The sequence below is a fragment of the Labrys monachus genome, from assembly GCF_030814655.1.
Classification (GTDB): Bacteria; Pseudomonadota; Alphaproteobacteria; order Rhizobiales; family Labraceae; genus Labrys; species Labrys monacha.
This window is the reverse complement of record NZ_JAUSVK010000001.1, coordinates 6438740-6458569: the sequence shown is the minus strand read 5'-3', so window position 1 is coordinate 6458569 and position 19830 is coordinate 6438740. Positions and strand designations below refer to the sequence as shown.

The 19830-nt window shown below is 68.0% G+C and carries 20 protein-coding genes; 5 read left to right on the top strand and 15 right to left on the bottom strand.

Translation table 11 applies throughout. The features are described 5' to 3' along the window. Positions 1–16: 16 nt before the first annotated feature. The 8 genes from J3R73_RS29445 to J3R73_RS29410 form a co-directional block, all read right to left on the bottom strand. The gene (locus J3R73_RS29445; RefSeq protein ID WP_307435910.1) at positions 17–448 is read right to left on the bottom strand and encodes a cupin domain-containing protein; all 432 of its coding nucleotides are present in this window, start codon (positions 446–448) and stop codon (positions 17–19) included. 194 nt (positions 449–642) lie between these two features. Beyond that, positions 643–1725: a phosphate ABC transporter substrate-binding protein PstS gene (gene pstS, locus J3R73_RS29440; protein ID WP_307435908.1), complete on the bottom strand. Its 1083-nt coding sequence runs from the start codon at positions 1723–1725 to the stop codon at positions 643–645. Positions 1726–1910: 185 nt separating this feature from the next. Then, positions 1911–3449: an MFS transporter gene (locus J3R73_RS29435; RefSeq protein ID WP_307435905.1), complete on the bottom strand. Its 1539-nt coding sequence runs from the start codon at positions 3447–3449 to the stop codon at positions 1911–1913. 245 nt (positions 3450–3694) lie between these two features. Then, positions 3695–4549, bottom strand: coding sequence for a YihY/virulence factor BrkB family protein (locus J3R73_RS29430; protein WP_307435902.1), 855 nt, complete (start codon positions 4547–4549; stop codon positions 3695–3697). A 158-nt stretch (positions 4550–4707) separates the two neighbouring features. Next, on the bottom strand, positions 4708–5106 hold the full coding sequence (locus J3R73_RS29425; protein WP_307435898.1) for a putative quinol monooxygenase: 399 nt from the start codon (positions 5104–5106) through the stop codon (positions 4708–4710). A gap of 110 nt (positions 5107–5216) precedes the next feature. Further along, positions 5217–6416 carry a beta-propeller fold lactonase family protein gene (locus tag J3R73_RS29420; RefSeq protein WP_307435895.1) on the bottom strand — a complete coding sequence of 400 codons (1200 nt, stop codon included), beginning with the start codon at positions 6414–6416 and terminating at the stop codon, positions 5217–5219. Positions 6417–6457: 41 nt separating this feature from the next. Beyond that, positions 6458–8158: a thiamine pyrophosphate-binding protein gene (locus J3R73_RS29415; RefSeq protein WP_307435892.1), complete on the bottom strand. Its 1701-nt coding sequence runs from the start codon at positions 8156–8158 to the stop codon at positions 6458–6460. Beyond that, a complete protein-coding gene (locus tag J3R73_RS29410; protein ID WP_307435890.1) occupies positions 8151–9392 on the bottom strand; it encodes an MFS transporter in 1242 nt (413 codons plus the stop codon). The genes J3R73_RS29415 and J3R73_RS29410 overlap by 8 nt, the downstream gene beginning before the upstream one ends. Positions 9393–9541: 149 nt before the next feature. On the opposite strand from J3R73_RS29410, the gene J3R73_RS29405 reads away from it, so the two are divergent. The 3 genes from J3R73_RS29405 to J3R73_RS29395 all read left to right on the top strand — a co-directional run bounded on the left by J3R73_RS29405 (position 9542) and on the right by J3R73_RS29395 (position 12346). Beyond that, positions 9542–10279, top strand: coding sequence for a GntR family transcriptional regulator (locus J3R73_RS29405; RefSeq protein ID WP_307435887.1), 738 nt, complete (start codon positions 9542–9544; stop codon positions 10277–10279). 186 nt (positions 10280–10465) lie between these two features. After that, positions 10466–11179, top strand: coding sequence for a DUF1223 domain-containing protein (locus J3R73_RS29400; RefSeq protein WP_307435883.1), 714 nt, complete (start codon positions 10466–10468; stop codon positions 11177–11179). A 234-nt stretch (positions 11180–11413) separates the two neighbouring features. Further along, a complete protein-coding gene (locus J3R73_RS29395; RefSeq protein ID WP_307435880.1) occupies positions 11414–12346 on the top strand; it encodes a serine/threonine dehydratase in 933 nt (310 codons plus the stop codon). 107 nt (positions 12347–12453) lie between these two features. Here J3R73_RS29395 and ppa read toward each other — a convergent pair whose 3' ends face one another. After that, positions 12454–12990: an inorganic diphosphatase gene (gene ppa, locus J3R73_RS29390; RefSeq protein WP_307435879.1), complete on the bottom strand. Its 537-nt coding sequence runs from the start codon at positions 12988–12990 to the stop codon at positions 12454–12456. 127 nt (positions 12991–13117) lie between these two features. After that, complete coding sequence (locus J3R73_RS29385; protein WP_307435876.1) at positions 13118–13630, bottom strand: GNAT family N-acetyltransferase; 513 nt, start codon at positions 13628–13630, stop codon at positions 13118–13120. Positions 13631–13856: 226 nt separating this feature from the next. On the opposite strand from J3R73_RS29385, the gene hemH reads away from it, so the two are divergent. Continuing rightward, positions 13857–14924 carry a ferrochelatase gene (hemH, locus tag J3R73_RS29380; RefSeq protein ID WP_307435874.1) on the top strand — a complete coding sequence of 356 codons (1068 nt, stop codon included), beginning with the start codon at positions 13857–13859 and terminating at the stop codon, positions 14922–14924. A 39-nt stretch (positions 14925–14963) separates the two neighbouring features. Here the strand turns inward: hemH and J3R73_RS29375 are convergent, their stop codons facing one another. From J3R73_RS29375 to J3R73_RS29355, 5 genes are all read right to left on the bottom strand, one after another. After that, positions 14964–15494, bottom strand: a complete 531-nt coding sequence (locus tag J3R73_RS29375; RefSeq protein ID WP_307435873.1) for an invasion associated locus B family protein — start codon at positions 15492–15494, stop codon at positions 14964–14966. A 105-nt stretch (positions 15495–15599) separates the two neighbouring features. Next, positions 15600–16667 carry a threonine aldolase family protein gene (locus tag J3R73_RS29370; RefSeq protein ID WP_307435872.1) on the bottom strand — a complete coding sequence of 356 codons (1068 nt, stop codon included), beginning with the start codon at positions 16665–16667 and terminating at the stop codon, positions 15600–15602. An 84-nt stretch (positions 16668–16751) separates the two neighbouring features. Then, positions 16752–17246, bottom strand: coding sequence for a DoxX family protein (locus tag J3R73_RS29365; RefSeq protein ID WP_307435869.1), 495 nt, complete (start codon positions 17244–17246; stop codon positions 16752–16754). Between the two features lie 46 nt (positions 17247–17292). Then, complete coding sequence (locus tag J3R73_RS29360) at positions 17293–18078, bottom strand: HvfC/BufC N-terminal domain-containing protein (protein WP_307435865.1); 786 nt, start codon at positions 18076–18078, stop codon at positions 17293–17295. Between the two features lie 72 nt (positions 18079–18150). Further along, positions 18151–18432, bottom strand: a complete 282-nt coding sequence (locus J3R73_RS29355; RefSeq protein ID WP_307435862.1) for a BufA1 family periplasmic bufferin-type metallophore — start codon at positions 18430–18432, stop codon at positions 18151–18153. 304 nt (positions 18433–18736) lie between these two features. Between J3R73_RS29355 and argC the strand changes: the two genes are divergently transcribed. Then, positions 18737–19693, top strand: a complete 957-nt coding sequence (gene argC, locus J3R73_RS29350; protein ID WP_307435858.1) for an N-acetyl-gamma-glutamyl-phosphate reductase — start codon at positions 18737–18739, stop codon at positions 19691–19693. Positions 19694–19830: the final 137 nt, after the last annotated feature.

Sequence of the window (19830 nt, the reverse complement as noted above, 5' to 3'; positions counted from 1 at the left end):
CGGCGGGCCGCATACCCTAACGGCCCGGCGGCACCGGCACCAGGCCGTGCCGCTGCATGATCGCCGCCATCTTCGCCGGGTCGGGCGGGCCGCCCCCGGCCAGGGCCTCGCGAATCTCGCGGAAATATTCCGGTCCGAGCACGCCGGGCGTCAGCACGCACAGGCAGCGGGCAGGAACCGTGCCGCGATTGTCGAAGCCGTGCACGACGCCGCGGGGGATGAAGACGGTGTCGCCGGCACCGACCTCGATCGGGCGGCCGTCGACCGTCATGGTCAGGACCCCGGAAAGGCCGTAGACCGTCTCCTCCCAGTCGCGATGGTAATGCGGCACCGGCATGCGCCCCTCGGGCTGCACGGTCATCTCGAACATGTCGAGCGCCCCGCCGGTCTCGTGCTTGCTGCGCAGGAACCGAAGTTCGATCGCACCGATGCGGATGTCTTCCGTCATTGTTTCCCCCTGTCCGGCAAGGAGCCCATCAAAGCTGGAAACCTACCGTCATGCACGCGATTTCCCGCGGGCGGGCCGAGGCGGCAGTTCGGCTTCGGCCGGCGGCAAGCGAGGGCCGGGCAGGATGTCGGCGCGCCCGAAAGGCAAAGCCCGGGGCGTGAGCCGGGCCTCCTTCCCGCCAGGGGACGGCCGGCTTACCGGATCGTCTCGATCTGGTCGTGGCTGAGGACCCAGATATGGGCCGGCAGCGCGATGAAATGGGCGTCGTCGAGATATTTCTCGTTGGCCTCGTCGGGCGCGATGGCCCAGAGCAGGAATCGGCGGATCGCCGCGGCCGTCTGCGGATCGGCCTGCCGGGTGGAGACGATCGCGTATTCGTAGTTGACGAGCGGATAGGCGCCGGCGCCGGGCGCGTTGACCAGCGTCAGGCGCTCGTCGGCCGGCGTGCGCGGCCCGAGCGAGGCGGCGGCGGCGGCGATCGTTTCCGGCGTCGGCAGCAGGAACTCGCCCGAATAGCCCTTCAGGGCAGCGGTGCCGATGCCGGCCTTGGCAATGTCGTCATGCAGGCTGATGCCGATATAGCCGACCGAATAGGGCGTCTGGCGGATCGCCTGCAGCACGCCGGCATTGCCGGTCGCGGTCACGGTGCCCGGGACGGCAGGCCAGGCGACCGTGGTGCCGTAACCGATATCGTTCTCCCAGGCCGGGGTCGAGAACGTCAGGTACTGCGTGAAGACGAAGGTATCGCCGGAGCCCTCGACCCGATGCACCGGGACGATGCCCTGGTGCGGCAGGGTGACGCCGGGATTGAGCGCGGCGATCTCGGCGTCGTCCCACATGCGGACCTTGCCGGCATAGATGCCCGCCAGAGTCGGGCCGTCGAGCTTCAGATGGGTGTCGGCGGCGAGCCCGGGAATATCATAATTCACCGTCAGCGCCGAGATCGCCATCGGCACATTGACGATGCCGGGATAATGGCGGGCCTGGGCGTCCGACATATAGGCGTCGGATGCGCCGATCTGCACCTTGCCCGCCAGCGCCTGCTCGATGCCAGCGCCCGATCCGGTGCCGGCGGTCGTGACGTGCACGCCGGCATGGGTCCGGGCATAGTCGGTGGCCCAGATGTCGAACAGCGGGTAGAGCAGCGTCGACCCGGTCTCCGCCAGGGTGACGTCGGCGGCGCGGGCCGGCACGGCGGGCTGGCCGAACACGAGCAGGGCGCCAAGGCCTCCGGCGGCGAGCGTCGCGTTCAGCTTCTTCAGGCGATCGGCGGACATGGATGTTTCTCCTGGGTGAAGACCGCGGCGCATCGTCGGACCGCCGGAGCCGGGGCGCCCCCGCCTCCCGCATGACGGATGCCCGTCGGAACCTGTCTGGAAATCAGGGATATCGCGGTCCGGCCAGCCCGGCGTCGCAGTCTCGATATCGCCGAGCCCGCGGCGTCCATGGCGGGTCCGCGACCCTATTCGGCCGCCACCGGCACGGAGCCGCCCGTCGAAGCGGCCTCGAACGGCTGATCGAGGCGATCGAGGTTCACGCCCGTGGTCTCGATGCGGTAGAGCCAGGTCACGAGCGCCCCGAGGATCGAGACCACGATCAGGCCGTAGAGCAGGGCCGTGGTGCCGATCGACGCCAGAAGGATCGGGAACAGGAAGGCGGTCGCCACTGCGCCGATCTTGGCGAAGGCGGCCGCGAATCCGGCACCCTTGCCGCGGATCGCCGTCGGGAAGACTTCGCCGGCGAGCAGGTAGGTCTGGGCGTTCGGGCCGAGATTGGTCATGAAGTTGAAGAGCATGAAGCCGGCGAAGATCAGCAGGGTCGAGGTACCGCCGGAAAAGCTCGAGGCGAGAGAAGCCAGGAACAGGCCGGCAGCGCAGCCGATGAAGCCGAGGATCTGCAGCGCGATGCGGCCGACCGTATCGGCGAGCAGCACGGCGAAGATGATGCCGACGATCAGCAATGTGGTGATCAGGGCGGCGCCCTTGGCCGCCACGATGTCGTTCAGGATGAGGTCGGCGACGCTGCGGGCGTGATCGGAATTGGCGCCCAGCGCCACGGCCAGGATGGTCGGCGTGAAGATGCCGATGCCGTAGGTGCCGAGATCCTGCAGGAACCAGGGAACGGAAGCGAGGATGGTGGCGCGCCGGTTGGCCTTGCTGAACAGCGACGTCCAGCTCTGACCGGCCGGTGAGCCGTGGCCCATGCCGTCGCCGTGCCGCGTCGCCAGCCTGATCTCCGCCGGATATTGCGGCTTGCGCACCAGCAGGCGCCTCACCGCCTGTTCGGCCTTGGCCATCTCGCCGCGCGACGAGAGCCAATTGGCGCTTTCCACGATGTAGAAACGGCCGATCGTCACGAGGATCGCGGGGATGATCGCCGAGGCGTACATCCAGCGCCAGGCGCCGATCTCCGGCAGGGTCGACAGCACGGCATAGCCGACCACCGTGCCGCCGAGGGCGCCGACCGCCTGGAAGGCGAAGGCGCCGAGCACGAGCCTGCCGCGGCTGGTGGAGGGAATGCTCTCGGAGATGATCATGTGGGCGGTCGGGTAGTCGCAGCCGAGCGACAGCCCGAGGCCGAACAGGAAGACCACCAGCAGCGGATAGTTCGGGCAGAACACCAGGCCGACGAGGAAGGCGCAGAACAGCACCATCTCGGCGACGAACATCGGCTTGCGGCCGAAGCGGTCGGACAGGCCGCCGAGGGCGACGGCGCCGACCAGGATGCCGGCGAGGCTCGCGGCGCCGATGACGCCGTGCTCGGCGGCGCCGATGTCGAATTCGTTCGACAGGAGAGGCAGCGCCACGCCCGTCATGAACACGACGAAGCCTTCGAAGAATTTGCCAGCCGCGGCGAGCGACCAGATCAGCCATTGCATGCCGGTCATCGGCGCCGCGGGCAGATGGGTGCCATCCGCCCACATCGGCAATTCGTCGATGTGGTCCTGGACCGTTCTCGACCGGACATGTCCAGACGGTTGCGACGCTGCGAGATCGACCATGGCGGGTTCTCCTTTGGCAAGAGGCCGACGAGGCATCGACATGCGCTTGCAAATACACGCGCATCGATTGCTTATATTTATTGATACAACCTGAGATCGCGCTTTGAACGACGTTACGACTGTTTCGACTGGCTCATCGCCTCGAACAATCCTTTGACGTCTCAACTTGACAGGGGAATGACAGTTGCGGCCCTGCCTTCCCGTTCGTCATGCCGGTTGCCCGACCGTGCCCGGGCAGGTGGCCGTCAGGGGCGCCGGCGCGCGCGCCGCTCCGCCCGGCCCTCGGCCAGCAGCGCGTTGATTTCGGCGCCGAGCAGGAAGGCCACAGCCACCAGCCACAGGAAGAACAGCGCGGCGAAGACGCCGCCGAGGCCGGCATAGAGCTTCGAATAGGTGTTGAAATTGGTGATGTAGAGGCTGAAGAGCTCCCCGCCGGCGAGCCACAGCCCCAGCGTCACGAGCGAGCCCGGCCAGATCGTCCAGAAGCGCGGCCGGCTTGCGACCAGGAAGAGATGGATCAGGATGATCGCCCCGCCGAGCACGACGACGGTGATGCCGTAGCGGGCGAGTTCGATGACGAAGGCGAACGCCGCCAGGAAGGGCAGATAGGCGAGCGCATTGCGCCACATCACCGGCCACAGCACCACGAACAGGGCCAGCGTGATGAGGGCGAGGGCGGCGACGAGCACGAAGACGAGGCTCTGCAGCCGGCACCGCCAGAAGGACCGCGTCTCGACGAGGCCGTAGGCCCGGTTGGCACCGATGCGGATGGCCTCGATGCCGTTGGTGGCGAGCACCACGGCGATGATGGCGCTGAGCGTCACCAGGCCCGGGTGCGAGGAGCCCAGCACGTTGACGACCTCCTCGGCGATCGGGCTGGCCACGCTGTGCGGCCAGCTGTCGAACAGGAGGCGCACGATCTCCTCCTGCAGGCCGGCGGTACCGACGAGGCCGGCCAGCGCCGTCACGAAGATCAGGAAAGGAAACAGGGCCGTCAGGGTCGAGAGCGCCATATGGCTCGCCATCGCATAGCCGTCATGCGCGACATAGCGCTGGATCACGCGCCAGAGGAAATTGATGAGCCCCATCGGCCGAGACAATGGCATCGCCGGATGGGCACGGCAAGCAGGAGGCGCCGGCACAGCCGAGGCCCCGGCGGAACCCGGCGCCTCGATCGGTCCCCCTCGGCGACCGGTGCGCGCAAGGCTTCAGGAATATGCCCCTGCGGAGCGCCGGAGCGGCCCGCAGGGCGCGAGGCTCATTCGAAATTCTGGTGGAGGCGGGCGTCGAATGGGCTGCCCAGATAGGGCTGGATGTCCGCACGGAACTTCACCGTATGGGCAGAGCCCTGATGCGCGGCAAGGGCGGCGTAGCTGCCCCAGGTCTCGACGATGGTGAAATGGTTGGGGCCGTCCGTCTGGCGCAGGACGATATAGGAGACGAGATCCTTGTCGCTCTTGGTCGCCGCCATCTCGGTGCGGAGGAAGCCCCACGACTTTTCCTCGCTCTGCGCGACATAGGCGTCGGGAATCACGTCGACGTGGCTGACGAGCGTCACCGGGCCGACCGGATCCGCCGCGTTGGCCGAGCCGGCCAGGACGAGCACACCCGCGGCCGCGAGCATGGCGGCGCCGACATGTGCGATGATTGTCTTCATAGTCTTCTCCTTGGAACAGCGAGCCACATCTTTGTCGCATCCGCCCCAGGCTCGATTTCGGGCGGCGGATCGATCCTGCATTCCGGCAGGTCAATCGATTGGGAGGCAGGTCACGGAAAGGTCGCAGCGATGGCGGAAGGGCCGCCGCCGAGGGGAAGCGCCGCCTCGAGCCTGGACAGATGCGTACCGTCGAAATCGAACAGCGAAATCCGGTCGAGGGCGAATTCCTGCACGAGCAGATGGCGCGAATCCGGCGTGAACTGCACGCCCTGGGCGTTGGCGCTCACCTCGGCCGTGGCGGCGAGGACCGGCAGCGGCTTCGCCAGGTCGAAGACCTGGATCAGCGACACCGAGGACGATCCCGGCTTGCCATGGGCGATATTGCTGCCGTTGATCGACGTCACCGCCATGAACCGCCCGTCCGGCGAGATGGTGACGGCCTCCGGTGTCGCCGCCACCGGCACCACGCCCGCGGCGTGAAAGGTCGGCGAGGCCAGGTCGACGAGGGTAACGGCATCGGCATCGCCGGAACTGCGCCCGATATCGGTGACGGCTGCCCGGCTTCCATCCGGGCTGATCACGACGCTGTAGGGGTTGGAGCCTGTGGTGATGTCCCGTCCCGTATAGGAAACGCTCGTTCCCTCGATCCTGAGGACGGCAACGGTGTTCTCGCCACGCTTGGTCGCCAGCGCCCATCTGCCGTCGGGCGTGATTGCCACGCTCATGACCCTGGCCGTCTCCGTGCCGACATCGACCGCCCCGGAGGAGACGACTTTGCCTCCGTCGAGAACCAGGACATAGACCGCACCCTTGCCGCTCGCCGCGAGCAGCAGCGTGCCGGCTCGGTTCAGGGCGATGCCCCAGGGTCTGGTGGCGAGCTTCGGCCTGTCGACGACGGCAGGCGGAGCAGCCTTCAGGTCGACGATCTGGAGTTCGGCCGGGGCCGCGGGCTTGTCCGGATGCTGCGGGTCGGGCACGGCCGGATTCGAGACATAGGCAAAATGGCCGTCGCGGGACACGGCGACGCCAGCCGGCGGACCGACGGCCGAATGATCGGCGGGGATCTCCCAGAGCTTTCGCGGCGGAAACTGCGAGGCGTCGAAGCCGGCGAGCGAGCCATGCTGCGCACCCGGCCTGACGTGATAGGCCCCATCGACCATCTGGTTCAGCCCGTCATTGGCGGAGATGATCAGCGGTTCGGCCTGCGCCGTCGCCGACAGCAGGCCGGCGGCAAGCATCGCCGCCACCGCCGCCGCCTTCGCCGGAGGGCGGCCCGTTGGCTTGCGATCGGTTTTCTCGTCTGCGGACATGGCTGAAATGCCTCTGCTCAGGTCAATCGAAGGAAAACGCATCACGCTGCCGGCGTGATGCGCCTGTCGGGGGTCAACTGGTCGGGATCGGTGACGAGCTCGATGATCGCCGGCCGCCCGGCCTGCTGCGCCCGGCGGAAGGCGGGCAGGAAATCGTCCGTGGCCTCGACCCTTTCGGCATGGGCGCCCATGGCGCGGGCCAACAGCTGGAAGTCGGGATTGCGGATGTCGGTCGCCATCGGCCGGCCGGGAAAGCGCCGCTCCTGATGCATGCGGATGGTGCCGTAGCGGCCGTTGTTGACGATGATCACGATGATGGCCGCCCCATTCGCCAGGGCGGTGCCCATTTCCTGCGGGTACATCAGGAAGCAGCCGTCGCCGGCAAAGCAGACGACGGTCTTCTCGGGATTGCGGAGCTTGGCCGCGACAGCGGCGGGAAGGCCGTAGCCCATCGATCCATTGGTGGGCGCGAGCTGCGAATGGGCCTGGCGGAAGCGATGGAAGCGATGCACCCAGACGGTGTAGTTGCCGGCACCGTTGGTGATCACCGTGCCGCTTTCAGCCTGCTCGCCGACGAGCGCGACGACACGGGCGAGATCGACGCCGCTGACCGGCGGCGTGACTCGCGCCGGATCGCTGAAGGCGAGATAGTCGGCATGGCCCTGCTCCATCCGCCGCCGCCACGGCCGCTCGCCCCGGCCGGGCAGGGCGGCAAGCTGGGCGAGGCAGGCGCCGGCCGGGGCCGCGATCCCGACCAGCGCCTGGAAGACGCGGCCGATCTCGTCGGGATCGGGATGGATATGGACGAGCGTCTGCGTGGCCATCGGGCCGTCCAGCAGCGCATAGCCCGACGTCGTGACGTCGCCGAGCCGGGAGCCGAGCACGATCAGGAGGTCCGACGTCCTCACCAGCTGCGCCAGGGCGGGCGAGACGCCGAGCCCGAGATGGCCGGCATAGGTCGGATGCAGATTGTCGAGCGCGTCCTGGCGGCGGAACGAAACGGCGACCGGAAGGTCGTGGGCGACGGCGAAGCGTTCCAGATCCGCTCGCTGCGGCGCCGTCCACCCGCCGCCGCCCACGATGAGGAGGGGGGCCCGGGCCGTATCGAGGAGGCCGGCGATCCGCTCGATATCCCCGGCGGAAAGGCTGGCGGAGGGGGCCGACCGGACGAGGATGTCGTCGACGGCGGCCGCCTCGGCGAGCATGTCTTCCGGCAGGGCCACGACGACAGGGCCGGGGCGTCCGGACATCGACGTGCGGAAGGCCCGCGCCAGGATTTCCGGAATCCGGGCCGGATCGTCGATTTCGACCGCCCATTTCGCGACAGGCCCGAACATGGCCCGGTAGTCGATCTCCTGGAAGGCTTCGCGGCCCCGGACCGAGCGTTCGACCTGACCGACGAAGAGGATCATCGGCGTCGAATCCTGGAAGGCGATGTGCACCCCGATGCTGGCATGCGTGGCACCGGGCCCGCGCGTCACGAAGCAGATGCCGGGGCGGCCCGTCGACTTGCCGTCGGCCTCGGCCATGTTGGCGGCGGCGCCCTCGTGGCGGCAGACCACGACATCGATCTGCGGCGTCGCATGGAGGGCGTCCAGCACGTCGAGATAGCTCTCGCCGGGCACGCAGAAGACGCGCTCCACCCCGTTGGCGGCGAGACCGTCGACGATCAGCTGTCCGCCGGTCCGGGCGTTGCTGCGCCGGGCGGCGTCAGGGAGAGGATCGGCGGCGGCGTCAGTCATGGGCGGTGAACTCCTTGCCTTTGGTCTCGGGAAGCATGAGGGCGGCGATCACCGCGACGGCGTAGGCGGCGGCGGCGCAGATGCCGATGGCGTTGTTCAGCCCCAGGGGCAGGGCGATGACGCCGACGAGAGCCGGGATCAGCGAGCCGAGGCCCCGTCCGAAATTGTAGGAAAAGCCCTGCCCCGTGGCGCGGACGCGGGTCGGATAGATCTCGGCGAAGGCGGCGCCCATGCCGGAGACGATGCCGGACTGGAAGAAGCCTAGCGGAAAGCCGAGCAGGAGCGTGGCGACATCGCCGATCGGCGCGAACATGTAGAAGGCCACCACCACCGCGGCGCAGATCGCGCAGATCACGAAGGTCTTGCGGCGCCCGAGGAAGTCGCTCAGGTGGGCGGCGCTCAGATAGCCGCAGAAGGACCCGGCAATGTTGACGATGAGGTAGCCGCCGGTGCCCAGGACCGAGAGATGGCGGCTTTCGGCCAGATAGGTCGGGAGCCAGCTGAGGATGGTGTAGTTGCCGCCGAGCGAGGCCGCCGCGAGCAGGCTTGCCGCCGCTGTCAGGCCGAGGAGCGGCCTTTCGAAGATCTCGCCGATGCGAACCCGTGCCCCGCTCTTTTCCTGCAGGCGGCGCGTCTGCAGGAACACCTCCGGCTCTTCGAGGTTGCGCCGGAAGAACAGCACCGCAACGGCCGGGAGCAGGCCGATCCAGAACATGGCGCGCCAGGCGATATCGCGCGGCAGGACGGAGAAGACGATGGCGAACAGGATGGCCGCAGCGCCATAGCCCACGGACCAGCCGCTCTGCACGGCGCCGACGGCCCGGCCGCGATATTCCTTGCGGATCACCTCGCTCATCAGCGCGGCGCCTGCCGCCCATTCCCCGCCGAAGCCGAGGCCCTGCAGGCTGCGGGTGACCATCAGTTCGCCGAAGGAATGGGTGAAGCCCGACAGTGCCGTGAAGACCGAGAACCAGAGGATGGTGATCTGCAGGACCTTCTTGCGGCCGATCCGGTCGGCGAGGAACCCGGCGATGATGCCGCCGAGCGAGGAGACGACCAGCGCCGTCGTCGCCAGGGTGCCGCCCTGCGACTTGGTCAGCCCCCAGACCGCAATCAGGGTCGGCATGGCGAGCGCGTAGATCTGGACATCCATCGCGTCCAGCGCCCAGCCGGAAAAGCAGGCCCAGAACGTCCTTCTTTCGACTGCCGTCAGGTCTGTGAACCAGCCTTGCATGCTTCCATCCCGCAGCGCGCCTCGAGCGCGACCGGCGGATGTTTTATGACAACGGCCGCGAAATGCAATGCTGAATACAGATAAAAATTCAGGAGTGTCCTTTGAGGTCGCTATGCAGTTATGGTATGGCTGCGAGCATGGAGGCCCGCATGGCTGATGAGCAGGAAAGCACCGTGGAGTGGGTTTACGGAGAGCTCACGACCATGGCGATCGCTTTCCAGCTGCGGCCTTCGGAACGCATCAACGAAGTCGCCCTGGCAAAAAAGCTCGGGGTGAGCCGGACGCCGCTGCGCGAAGCCCTGAACAGGCTCGTCGCCGACGGCTATCTCGACTTCGTCCCGCAGCAGGGTTTCTTCCGGCGGGCGCTCGACCCGCAGGAGATCTTCGACCTCTACGAGGTTCGCAAGAGCATCGAGGTGTCGGGTATCGGACTGGCGATCCAGCGGGCCAAGGCACCCGATCTGGAGGCGATCCGCGATTTTCTCGATACCAGTTCGGCCGACATTCCGGGCCGGACCATTGCCGATCTCGTCGAACTCGACGAGATCTTCCACAACCGCATGATCGCGCTGAGCGGCAATCACGAATTGGTGCAGCTCCTGGAGAAGATCAGCGGCCGCATCCGTTTCGTCCGCTGGATCGACATGGAGAACGGCCGGCGCAGCGTCACCCAGTCTGAACACCGCGCCATCCTCCAGGCGGCGATGGACCGGGACGAGGACCGTGCGAAATCCCTTCTCGGCGAGCATATCGACCGGCGGCTCGACCAGATCGTCGAGGCCGTCAAGGAAGGCTATGCCCGTATCTACATCGCCTCCTCCGTGATGGGCCGTCCCGAAAAGGTCGACATCCCTCCGGTCCGCCCGGGAACGGGCGAGCGGGGCTGAGCCCCATCAGGCATCGCCGTTGGGCGCCGATCCCGCCGGGGCGATGACCGTTCTTCACGGCTCTTCACAATTTCCGGCGCGACGCCGTGCTCACCACAGCGTTACTCGCGCCTTGCTTCCGCCCGCGCTATGCCGGAAAGCATATCCACGGCCGAATTTCGAACGAACTCATTTTGGACGAGACCCATGCGTCGGATCGTTGTTGCAGCATTGACGATGCTGGCCTTCGGAGGGCCGGCCTTCGCCCAGCCGCGCGCGGTGATCGAGCTTTTCACGAGCCAGGGCTGCTCCTCCTGCCCGCCCGCCGACCGGATGATGAACCGGTGGGTGCTCGATCCCAACCTCATCGCCCTGTCGCTGCCGGTCGACTATTGGGATTATCTCGGCTGGAAGGATACCCTGGCCAATCACGGCTTCTCCCAGCGCCAGCGCGCCTATGCGGAGGCCCGCGGCGACCGGGCTGTCTATACCCCGCAGATCGTCGTCGACGGCGTCCTCCACGCCGTCGGCTCGAATGGCGAGGAGGTCGATCGCGCCATCGACGCTGCCGGCAGGAAGGTCGGCGTCCTCTCCGTGCCCGTATCGATTTCGGGGTCGAGCGGCGACTATGAGGTTGCGCTGGGCGGCAGCACGGCGCGGGGCGAGGTCTGGGTCGTGCCGGTCGAACACAAGGCCGACGTGAAGATCGAGCGGGGCGAGAACACCGGCCGCACCGTGACCTATTCCAACGTGGTCAGGGGTTTTCGCAAGGTCGCCGACTATGACGGCAAGGCAGCGACGCTGAGGCTGACCTCGGCGGATGTCGGGGCGCCGGGCGCCGACAGCTTCGTCGTGCTGGTGCAGGCCAGCATACGCGGCATGCCCGGAGCCATCCTCGGCGCGGCCATGAAGTGGCCTTAGAGCCTGTTGTCTTGACGCATTTTCCGAATCGAAAAACCGATCAGCTTTCCTGGAAAATGCTCAGGGCGGTGGAACGGCCGTAAAGCTCGACCCGCCCGGGCTTGCCTTCGGCGCGGGCCCATGGCCGGATGTCGGCGCCGGACCGCGACGACCGTCGAAATGGATTGCCGGTGGACGCGGCGCCGGGCTAACGTCCCGGGCCGTTCCGCCCTCACGCTGCATGCCGAGTTTCCGATGATATCGCCTGACGACATTCGCGCCGCCGCGCGGCGCATTGCGCCGCATATCCGCCGCACGCCCCTGGCGACCATCGAGGCGGGCGCTTTCGGCTTCGATCATCCGGTTCAGCTCAAATTCGAGTTCATGCAGCATGCAGGCTCCTTCAAGCCGCGCGGCGCCTTCAACAATCTCCTGTCCCAGGCCGTGCCGGCGGCCGGCGTCGCGGCGGCTTCGGGCGGCAACCACGGCATCGCCGTCGCTCATGCGGCGCGCGCGCTCGGGCACAAGGCGAGGATCTTCGTCCCGGTGATCTCGAGCCCGGCCAAGATCGCGGCGATCCGCGCCCGCGGCGCCGATCTCGAGATCGGCGGCGAACGCTATGCGGATGCGCAGGCCGCCTGCGATGCCTATGCCGCCGCGAGCGGCGCGCTCGTGGTCCATCCCTTCGATTCCTGGGCGACCATGGCGGGCCAGGGCACGCTCGGCCTCGAATGGGAGGAGCAGTCGGGCGGCGAGCTCGATACGCTGCTGGTGGCGACCGGCGGCGGCGGCCTGATCGCCGGCATCGCCGCCTGGTTCGCCGGACGGATCAGGATCGTCTCGGTGGAACCCGAGGGCTCGCAATGCCTGAAGGCGGCGCTGGAAGCCGGCGGCCCGGTGGATGTCGGCGTCGAAAGCCTGGCCGCCGATTCGCTCGGCGCCCGCAATTGCGGGCCGCGCGTCTACGCCGTCGCCAGCCGCTTCGTCGCCTCGGCCGTCACGGTGCCCGACCGGGCCATACGCGACGCGCAGATGTGCGCATGGGACAGGCTGCGCGTGGCGCTGGAACCGGGCGGCGCCACCGCCCTGGCCGCGCTCCTTGCCGGTGCCTATCGGCCGGCGCCGGGAGAAAGAATCGGCGTCCTGCTCTGCGGCGCCAACGTCTCCCTCGACAGCATCGCGGCATAGGCGCCGAGTTTGCAGAAAACGGCGCGGCTCCTTCTCCCAGCCCAGGCCGGGAGAAAGCCGTTACCTCGGATTCCCAGAGCTGCGGGCAGGATGTCCGCGCTGCCGGATCAGCCCTTGCTGGCCTTGTAGCGCTCGATGGCGGCAAGGATCATGGCCTCGGCCTCGCGGGCGTCGCCCCAGCCCTCGACCTTGACCCATTTATTGGTCTCGAGGTCCTTGTAGTGTTCGAAGAAGTGCTCGATCTGCCTGATCGTGATTTCCGGCAGGTCGGTGTAGTTGTGCACCTTCTCGTAGCGGCGGGTGAGACGCGGCACCGGCACGGCGATGATCTTCTCGTCGCCGCCCGATTCGTCCCGCATCTTGAGCACGCCGACCGGACGCACCGCGATCACCGCGCCGGGGATGATGCCGCGCTGGTTGGCGATGAGCACGTCGATCGGATCGCCGTCGTCCGACAGCGTATGGGGCATGAAACCGTAATTGCCGGGATAGCGCATCGGCGTGTAGAGGAAGCGGTCCACCACCAGCGCGCCCGATTCCTTGTCCATCTCGTATTTGATGGGCTCCCCGCCGACGGGAACCTCGACGACGACGTTGATCTCATGCGGCGGATTGCGCCCGGTGGAGACGGCCTCGATACGCATCGTGTTTCATATCCTGTTACGCAGGCTTCCGGGACACGATGCCCCGGCACTCCCATCGGCGCAGCCTTATGCGGATCGACGATGCGATTCAACCTGAAGATGACGGGTGGAAGCCTCGCGCCGCACCTCAGCCCGCCGGCCAGCCGAAAGCGACCTTGCGGAGCTGGATCTCGCCGAAGCGTTCCACCATCGTATCCACGGCTTGGCCGCCGAGCCGCTGGTAGAAGGCGCAGGCCCGGTCGTTGTCCGCCAGGGCCCAGACGAGGATGCTCTTGACGGCATGGCCGTTGAGGTCGCGGCGCACCGCGTTGAAGAGGCGCTTGCCGAGGCCGATGCCCTGATATTCGGGCCGCAGATAGAGTTCGAAGATCTCGCCCTGATAGGGCAGGCCGACCGCCCGGTTGCGCCCATAGGTGGCGTAGCCGGCGATCACGCCGCCGAACGCCATCACCACGATCCGCGTCTTGCGATCGATCGCGTTGCGCCACCATTTGGCGCCGCGCCGCTCGACCAGGCGCTCGAGTTCACGCCCGGGAATCAGGCCGCGATAGGCGTTGCGCCACGCCGCATCGTGGACATCCGCGATGTCGCTGGCGTCGTCCGGACGGGCCAGACGGATTTCGATAGCGTCGGTTTTCATGCCGAAAGGATAATCGGGCTTCGCCCGTTCCTGCAAGAGGCTTGCGCGAGGCCTCATCGCCATTTGATCGAGCATCGCCGGCGCGGCGGGGCAGACATGACGCCGTATAATCTTGTTGCAAGCGGAGGCGCCAACCTGTTGAAGGACGTAGGGGCCGTCGGCTGCAGGACGGGCGGGGCGGCTCGCCCGCGCGCCGCGCGGCCTTGCGGCGGAGGCGAAATCATCGATGACGGCTGGCCCTTCTCTTTCCACCGGCGTGGCGCAGCCCCTCCCCTTTCCGGGCGACCATCCCGGCGCGGCGGCGAGCGGGCGCATCGGCGTGCTGCTGGTCAATCTCGGCACGCCGGACGCGCCGACCTACTGGCCGATGCGGCGCTATCTGAAGGAGTTCCTGTCCGATCGCCGCGTGATCGAAGTGTCGCGCCTGCTGTGGTGGCCGCTGCTCAACGGCATCATTCTCACCACCCGCCCCGGCAAGAGCGGCGCGAAATACGCCTCGATCTGGGACCAGGCCGAAAACGCCTCGCCCCTCCTCGTCGTCACCCGGCGCCAGACCGAAAAGCTGGCGCGCGCATTTGCCGGCCGCGACGGCCGCGTCGTCGTCGATTTCGCCATGCGCTACGGCAGCCCCTCGATCGCCGAGCGGCTGGACGGGCTGCGCGCCCGCGGCTGCGACCGCATCCTGATCGTGCCGCTCTATCCCCAATATGCCGCCGCCACCACGGCCACCGTCTGCGACAAGGCCTTCGAGCATCTGATGACCCTGCGCTGGCAGCCGGCGGTGAGGATCGCGCCGCAATGGCATGACGATCCCGTCTATATCGAGGCGCTGGCCGCCTCGGTGCGGGCGAGCCTCGCCGGGCTTGATTTCGAGCCCGAGGTGGTGCTCGCCTCCTTCCACGGCGTTCCCAAGACCTATCTGCTCGCGGGCGACCCCTATCACTGCTTCGCCGTGAAGACCGGCCGGCTGCTGCGGGAGGCGCTCGGCTATGACGAGGCGCGCCTCAGGATCACCTTCCAGTCGCGCTTCGGCAAGGAGGAATGGCTCAAGCCCTACACCGACGAGACGGTGGAAGGCCTGGCGAAGGCGGGCGTGAAGCGCATCGCCATCGTCGCGCCCGGCTTCGTCGCCGACTGCCTGGAGACGCTCGAGGAACTCGGGGTCGAGAACCGCGAGATCTTCCTGCATCACGGCGGCGAGAAATTCGCCTATCTTCCCTGCCTCAACGACAGCGAGGAGGGGCAGCGCGTGCTCGAACACGTCGTCGGCCGCGAATTGCAGGGCTGGATCTGACGCCGCCGCGGCACAGGACCGCCGCGTCCGGAAGCCGCCTTATCTGAGCAGTTCGGCCGTGCGGTCGAAGGCGGGGCCGAATCCCTTCAGGGAGACCGCGAAGACAGTCACCTTGCCCCCATCGGACGCCTTGGCCGAAAGCTTGAGCTGCTTGCCGTTCTTCAGGGCCGAGACGGTCGCCGCATTGAAGACGAGCTGCACGACGCAGCCCGAGGGCAGGCAGGTCTTGAAGGGAAGCGGCTGGCCGCTGGGCCCGCCGTCGAGCGCCAGGCTCACGCCGGCATCGAGGGCGAGGCCGAACGGCATCATCAGGAAGCCGGTGGTGCCGTCGGCCGTCGGCGACAGTTCGACGGCGAGAACCCGCTTGCCGGACTTGCCGTCGACTTCCTGTTGCTGCATGGCGCAGACCTTGGTCTGCCCCTTCAGGCCGCAGACGACGCGCCAGTCCTGATAGCTCTCCTGCAGGGAGGACGCCCCGCCCGGAAGCGACGATTTCGCGGCGTCGTCCGCCCGCGCCTGGGGTATGGCGGCCAGGACGAGAAGAGCAAGGATCAGGCTGGACTTCGACATGGGGTCCTCATCGGAGCATCGGCATCATGCCGACCGGAAGCGAATGCGCGGAACCCAAACCACAATTTCGGGCGGCTGGCTACAGCCGCCGAGGTGCCGCCGCGCTCAGCCGGCCGCCAGGCGCGCGAAGGCCTCCACCTCGTCCGGCCGGGTGGCGAAGGAGGTCACCAGGCGTACGAGATCGGCGTCCGGACCGGGATGCCGCTCCGGCGCCAGGCTGCCCCGCGGCCATTCGTAGAACCGCCCGCCCGCCTGGCGCAGGCGCTCGATCAGCGCCTTCGGCAGCACGGCGAAGACCTCGTTGGCCTCGACGGGAAAGGCGATCTCGTGGCCGGCGGCGCGAAGCCCCTTGTCCAGCAGCGCCGCCATGGCGTTGGCGTGGCGGGCGAGATCGAGCCAGTGGTCGTCCTCCAGCATGGCGATGATCTGGATGGCGATCAGGCGCGCCTTCGAGACGATATGGCCGCTGCGCTTGCGCCGCCACTCGATTTCCGCGGCCTTCTCCGCATCGAACAGGACCACGGCCTCCGCCATCAGGGCGCCGGTCTTGGTGAAGCCGAAGGACAGCGCGTCGATGCCGGCCTTCCAGGTGACGTCGGCCGGCGCGATGTCGTTCGAGAGCTGCTTGAGGAAGGCGAGGGCATTGGGGAAGCGGGCGCCGTCCATATGGACCTTGAGCCCGCGCTCGCGCGCCGGCCCGGTCAGCGCCAGGATCTCCTCGGGGCGATAGACCGTTCCGCATTCGGTCGCCTGGGTGAGCGAGAGGGCGGCCGGCACCGGCAAGCGCCCGGCTGGCCCGGAGGCCCGGCCGGCCACCGTCTCGAAACGGGCGGGATCGATCTTGCCGGCAAGGCCGCCGATGCCGATCAGGCGCGCGCCCTGGGTGATGAATTCCGGCGCGCCGCCCTCGTCGGCGATGATATGGGCGTCCTCATGCGCATAGACCGCGCCATAGGGCGGGCAGAGCGCCGCGAGGGCGAGGGAGTTGGCGGCCGTGCCGGTGGCGGCAGTGAAGACACCGACGTCGCGGCCGAACAAAGCGGAGAGGCGGGCATTGGCCTCCCGCGTCAGGTCGTCCTGGCCGTAGGCGGGCGCGAGGCCGCCATTGCCGGCGGCGAGCGCTTCGAGGATGCGGGGGCTGGCGCCCGCCCAATTGTCGCTGGCGAAATTCATGGGCCCTGCAGTAGAGCCGGGCGACCGGCGGCGCAAGGCTTTGGGCGCTGACATTGTGTCGCGATGCCCGGCAGCCGGGCGCCCCTAGAGCGACGTCCGGCCGAGGCGGCGGGCGATGAGGGCGTCGAGCGACAGGAAGCCGCCGCCGAACTTCACCAGATAGAGCGCGCACACCATCCAGGGGACATGCTCGTTATAGCTCTCGGGATAGACGAAGACCTGGATCACCAGCGTCATGAAGAACAGGCCGAGCGCGCCGAGGCGGGTGGCGAGGCCGAGAATGACGAGGACGGAGAACACGCTTTCGCCGAGGAGCGCGAGATGAGCGGCGATCTCGGGCGGGACCAGCGGCAGCTTGTACTCCTCCTGGAAGAGGTAGACGGCGCTGTCCGACAGCGTGAACAAGGTGCCGTCCGCGACCTTGGTGCGCGCCGACCACCAGAAGACGCGCAGCAGCGCGACCCGCGCCAGCAGCGCGATCAGCCAGTGCGGCACCAGCGTGGTGAGGTAGAGAACCCGGTCGAGCAGCCCCTGCGGCCGCGCCGGCTCGGCGGATGTGGTCATGGCGGGCATCGTCATCGTGAATCCTCCTGATAGGCCCTCTACGGCACGGCCGATGCCGACGTTACAGCTTGGACCCGGGAATGAAGCGCAGGGCGATGCCGGCGCCGACCAGGCCGGCGACGGCAGCGGCAAGATTGAAGTCCAGCGCCGCGGCGAAGGCGGCTTCGGCCGCGGCGGCGAGTGTTTCGCCGGCCCCGAGAGCGGCCAGGAAGGCGTATCCCCCCGGCGGCAGCACCTGCACCAGCACGTCGAGCGCCGGCCGCGTCACCAGCACGTCCTCGCCGGCCCAGTCGTCGACCGGGCGGACCTCGCCGCCGGCGTTGATCTGCCAGATCGTCGCCGCCGGAAAGGCGGAGCGCAGCAGGCGCACGGCCGGGTGGAGGACAACCCTCGTCTCGCCGAGACTTTCCGGATCGAGGGCCTGGAGGTCGATTAATGTAGCCGGCTCATTATCGGCGGCGTGATAGGCCTGGCTGCGGGCGACTTCGAGCCGCATGACGTCGGCGAGATAGGGAACCTCCCGCGCCGGCTCGAACGTCTCCACGAAGTCCGGCAGGTCGTCGCCATAGGCGAGCAGCAGGGGTGATCGCGGCGGATGCTCCCGAACGAAGAGGATGGCCAGGGCGCGGAAGAATTCCTCCCCGACCAGCGCCATTGCGGCGGGGAAACGGCCTTCCAGCGCCCCTGCCAGCCCCAGCGCGACATTGTTGCGGTAGACGGCGAAGCGCCGGTCATGTCCCGCACCGTGATGGGCGCGCAGGCCCGCCGGCGTTTCCGCGGCCGGATCGAGCACGGCACGGCGGAAGGCTTCCTGGAGATCGGCTGCCATGTCGGCGATACCCTTCATTTTATTTGCCGGCTATCTTATTGGCTTGGCGCACCGCGGGTATCCCGCGTGGGATACCCGCCGGCCACAGCCTCAGCTCTTCATCGGCGCGAGCGAGCCCATGCCGTGCGGCGTCTTCATCGTCACGCAGTTGCCCTTCGGGACCAGCTTGAACGACTGCCCGTCATAGTCGATGGTCGACGCGCCGGCGCAGGAATGGGCGCCGGCCGCGCAGTCGTTCTGCCCCTTGAGCGAAATGCCGTAGCATTTCTCCTTGGCTTCATCGGCCCGGGCGGGGGCGGACAGCAGGGCGGCGGCGCTGGCGACGGCACCCGCGAGGGCGAAGGTGGTGGCGGCCTTGGTGAAGACGGACATGGTCGGTTCCTTTTCTCTCTGCAGCGGCCCGGAACGATCCCGGCGCCCTGCGTGAGACGACTATGCGCATGCGCCCCATCACCGGCAAATCAAGTGCATGTGGCCGAAAACACCCGAAACGCGCGAGTTTTTGTGATCCCCCCGCCCTGTAACGAAAGCCCTCGCCCCCACGTAGTCATCATCCCACCATGATGATTCATCATGTTGAACCCGGCATCGCATTGACAGGGCCCGGCGGGGCCCCGATATAGCCCCTTCGATTTCCCCGAGACCTCAACGCTCCGATCCTGCTGGAGGACCTGCCATGGCCGTCCTTTCCGATCTCGCCGACAAGCCGCACCAGGCGGCGGCCGCCCGTACCGTCTTCATCGACGGCGAGGCGGGCACGACCGGCCTCGGCATCCGCGAGCGTCTCGCCTCCGTTCCGGGCGTCCGCCTGCGCTCGATCGCGCCGGAGCTGCGCAAGGATCCGGCGGCCAAGCGGGACCTCCTGCAGGAAGTCGATCTCGTCGTCCTTTGCCTGCCGGATGCGGCGGCGAAGGAGACGGTCGCGCTCATCGACGGTCTCGGCGGCGGCGGCCCGAAGATCCTCGACGCCTCCACCGCCCACCGCACCGCGGCGGGCTGGACCTACGGCTTCGCCGAACTGGCGCCGGGGCAGGCCGAGCGCATCGCCGCGGCGAGCCATGTCTCCAATCCCGGCTGCTATCCGACCGGCGCCGTCGCCCTGCTCCGGCCGCTGGTCGACGCCGGGCTGATTCCGCAGGACCACCCCGTCGCCGTCAATGCGGTGAGCGGCTATTCCGGCGGCGGCAGGTCGATGATCGAGGCCTATGAGGCGGGCACCGCCCCCGCCTTCGAGCTCTATGGCCTCGGCCTCGAGCACAAGCACGTGCCGGAGATCGAGACCTATGCGCGCCTGTCGCGCCGGCCGATCTTCGTGCCCTCCGTCGGCAATTTCCGCCAGGGCATGCTGGTGTCGGTGCCGCTGCATCTGGACACCCTGCCCGGCAAGCCCTCGGCCGGCGACCTCCACGCCACGCTGGAGCGCTATTATGCCGGTGCCGACCTCGTCGGCGTGCTGCCGATGGACGGCTCGACCCGGATTGAGCCCGAAGCGCTCAACGACACCGACCGGCTGGAGCTGCGCGTCTTCGCGCATGCCTCGCTGCCCCAGGCGGTGCTGGTCGCCCGGCTCGACAATCTCGGCAAGGGCGCCTCGGGCGCGGCGGTGCAGAATATCCAGCTCATGCTGGGCTGACCGGGCGCGACTCTCGGCGCTGGGACAAGCATTGTAAGCGACCTTCTCCCATTCGGGAGAAGGTGCCGGCAGGCGGATGAGGGGCTAGACGCCGACGAGGAAAACTCCGCGAGACCTCGCTCGAACTGTCGAGCGCC

Coding starts and splice junctions, on each gene's coding strand:
- J3R73_RS29445 (WP_307435910.1), bottom strand. CDS start 448: ATGACGGAAGACATCCGCATCGGTGCGATCGAACTTCGGTTCCTGCGC.
- pstS (WP_307435908.1), bottom strand. CDS start 1,725: ATGTCCGCCGATCGCCTGAAGAAGCTGAACGCGACGCTCGCCGCCGGA.
- J3R73_RS29435 (WP_307435905.1), bottom strand. CDS start 3,449: ATGGTCGATCTCGCAGCGTCGCAACCGTCTGGACATGTCCGGTCGAGA.
- J3R73_RS29425 (WP_307435898.1), bottom strand. CDS start 5,106: ATGAAGACAATCATCGCACATGTCGGCGCCGCCATGCTCGCGGCCGCG.
- J3R73_RS29420 (WP_307435895.1), bottom strand. CDS start 6,416: ATGTCCGCAGACGAGAAAACCGATCGCAAGCCAACGGGCCGCCCTCCG.
- J3R73_RS29415 (WP_307435892.1), bottom strand. CDS start 8,158: ATGACTGACGCCGCCGCCGATCCTCTCCCTGACGCCGCCCGGCGCAGC.
- J3R73_RS29410 (WP_307435890.1), bottom strand. CDS start 9,392: ATGCAAGGCTGGTTCACAGACCTGACGGCAGTCGAAAGAAGGACGTTC.
- J3R73_RS29405 (WP_307435887.1), top strand. CDS start 9,542: ATGGCTGATGAGCAGGAAAGCACCGTGGAGTGGGTTTACGGAGAGCTC.
- J3R73_RS29400 (WP_307435883.1), top strand. CDS start 10,466: ATGCGTCGGATCGTTGTTGCAGCATTGACGATGCTGGCCTTCGGAGGG.
- J3R73_RS29395 (WP_307435880.1), top strand. CDS start 11,414: ATGATATCGCCTGACGACATTCGCGCCGCCGCGCGGCGCATTGCGCCG.
- ppa (WP_307435879.1), bottom strand. CDS start 12,990: ATGCGTATCGAGGCCGTCTCCACCGGGCGCAATCCGCCGCATGAGATC.
- J3R73_RS29385 (WP_307435876.1), bottom strand. CDS start 13,630: ATGAAAACCGACGCTATCGAAATCCGTCTGGCCCGTCCGGACGACGCC.
- hemH (WP_307435874.1), top strand. CDS start 13,857: ATGACGGCTGGCCCTTCTCTTTCCACCGGCGTGGCGCAGCCCCTCCCC.
- J3R73_RS29375 (WP_307435873.1), bottom strand. CDS start 15,494: ATGTCGAAGTCCAGCCTGATCCTTGCTCTTCTCGTCCTGGCCGCCATA.
- J3R73_RS29370 (WP_307435872.1), bottom strand. CDS start 16,667: ATGAATTTCGCCAGCGACAATTGGGCGGGCGCCAGCCCCCGCATCCTC.
- J3R73_RS29365 (WP_307435869.1), bottom strand. CDS start 17,246: ATGACGATGCCCGCCATGACCACATCCGCCGAGCCGGCGCGGCCGCAG.
- J3R73_RS29360 (WP_307435865.1), bottom strand. CDS start 18,078: ATGAAGGGTATCGCCGACATGGCAGCCGATCTCCAGGAAGCCTTCCGC.
- J3R73_RS29355 (WP_307435862.1), bottom strand. CDS start 18,432: ATGTCCGTCTTCACCAAGGCCGCCACCACCTTCGCCCTCGCGGGTGCC.
- argC (WP_307435858.1), top strand. CDS start 18,737: ATGGCCGTCCTTTCCGATCTCGCCGACAAGCCGCACCAGGCGGCGGCC.